The following is a 2257-nucleotide window of genomic DNA, read 5'->3' as shown; positions in this document are numbered from 1 at the left end:
GCCAAAACCGAAGGTATTGCTCATTGCTACGTTTACAGTACGCTGCTGGGCTTTACCGAGCGTGAGGTTCAGGTTGGTAGGGATTCCTTCACCCAGCACGGAAGTGTTGATGGTGGGAGGAATGATATCTTCCTGGGTGGCTTTGATACATGCAATGGCTTCAATGGCGCCGGCAGCTCCAAGCAGGTGACCTGTCATGGATTTGGTAGCGCTGATATTGAGTTTTTGGACATGGTCGCCAAAAGCGGTTACGATGGCTTTTAGTTCGCTGAGATCTCCTACAGGAGTGGAAGTGGTGTGCGAGTTGATATAATCCACATCGGTGGTAGCAATACCTGCATCTTCCAGGGCCTGTTCCATACCTAAGCGGGCACCCATACCTTCAGGGTGGGTAGCAGTAAGGTGGTAGGCATCGCAGGTCATAGCGCCGCCGATCATTTCTCCGTAAATAGTAGCGCCCCTGGCAATGGCATGTTCATATTCTTCCAGGATGATAGCGCCTGCGCCTTCACCCATTACAAAGCCATCGCGTTCTATATCGAAGGGACGGGAAGCGTGTTCCGCATCTTCATTACGGGTAGATAATGCTTTAAGGGCATTGAATCCTGCAATACCGGCGCGGGTTACAGGAGCTTCAGAACCACCTGCTACAATAGCGTTGGCTTTACCCAGGCGGATATAATTGAAGGCATCCACCAGGGCGCTGGTAGAAGAAGCGCATGCAGACACTGTACAGAAATTGATACCCATGAAACCGTATTTCATCGCTATCTGACCTGCGGCAATGTCGCAGATTAATTTCGGAATAAAGAACGGGTTGAATTTAGGCACAAAGTTTTGCTGCGTAAATTCTACGATCTGTTCTTCGAACGTAAGCATCCCGCCATTGCCGGATGCCCAGATCACACCGATTTTTGTTTTATCGATGGCAGCACTATCAAGACCGGCATCCTGTACTGCTTCCTGTGCAGCCGCCATAGCGTACTGTGTGAAGCAATCCATTTTGCGGGCTTCCTTCTTTTCCATATATTTTTCCACATCAAAACCTTTGACTTCACAGGCGAATTTTGTTTTAAACTCTGTGGTGTCAAATTTAGTGATGGGGCCGGCGCCGCTAACGCCTGCCTTCATATTGTTCCAAAAAGTATTTACATCATTCCCGATAGGTGTTAATGCTCCCAATCCGGTAACCACAACCCTTTTCAGTGTAACAGTACGCATATTTTTTACTTTAATAAAAAAAGTTAGAGCGCAAATTTAGTTACTTATTGTTATGAATAAGCATATTCATTAAGATAATATAATATAACTTTTGGAGATTTGCGATGAAACCGCCTGTGGGAGTGCATTTGCGCGCATGACGGTGCAGGATCTGACAGTCCTCTTACTTTTTCCTCCACATTTTTATATGAAAAAAGGGGAGAATGCAAGGGAATTGTAACCCGCGAAAATATAAGTATTATGCAATAAGGGTAATATATTATCAGGCGGCAGCCACCACTTCAGATACAGGTAGCGCAGTGATTTTACGGGTACGCTGCTTCAGGAAGTCAATGATTTCAGCGTCGGTCTGGTAACGGTCGCCAATATTTACAAAGTGTTTTGCCAGCAGGTCGTAGCGTTTACCCATCAGGTAGGCCCATACATGCAGAAAATGGATGCCATCAAATACAATGGCGTCGTTGCTGATATATTCGCCCAGGGTTTTGGTGAAGTATACAGGGTGCTCTGTCCAGTGCATGCTGGGTTTTACATGGTGGCTGATATGATAGCCATCGTTCCAGCATTTGTGGTTATATTTTGTATTGATACAGGTAATACTGTTTTTATAACAGTTATCTGGTTCCCCGGCATCGATGAAAGCATGTTGCGCCCAGTTACCCACCATCATAATGACACGGGAAATGATAAAGGGCAGTATAAATACCACGAAGGTGGCCGGGAAATTAATGAATGATAATCCAACACAGGCCGCAATGAAAAGTACTTCGCCCCTTACCAGTTTTACCATTAACTTATTTCTTTTTTTCCGGAGATGATAGCGGGCGGTATCATATACCCCTAACGTAACGAAGTTGAACAGGTATAAGAGAAAGCTGCGGAGGGAATCGCGCTGGTATACCATTGTGGAGCTGTCGTCGTCCGGCATATTGTTTTCCGGGTGATGCATACCTATATGATGGGAATAGTATGATTCGGGTGTTTGTCCGAATAGCGGCCCTATAGCCCATGGCAGGTAATTATTCCAGAACTGGTA

The 2257-nt window shown here is 45.9% G+C and carries 2 protein-coding genes; both read right to left on the bottom strand.

The genetic code is table 11. The features are described 5' to 3' along the window. Nucleotides 1–1221: beta-ketoacyl-ACP synthase II (gene fabF, locus VN105_RS24370; RefSeq protein ID WP_325645141.1), on the bottom strand; the 1221-nt coding region annotated here is incomplete at its 3' end. A gap of 262 nt (nt 1222–1483) precedes the next feature. Further along, nucleotides 1484–2257 (bottom strand): fatty acid desaturase (locus tag VN105_RS24365; RefSeq protein ID WP_325645139.1); only part of this gene is annotated, 774 nt, incomplete at its 5' end.

This window comes from Chitinophaga sp. (genome assembly GCF_035564935.1).
Classification (GTDB): domain Bacteria; phylum Bacteroidota; class Bacteroidia; order Chitinophagales; family Chitinophagaceae; genus Chitinophaga.
This window is presented reverse-complemented; position numbering and strand designations above follow the sequence as displayed.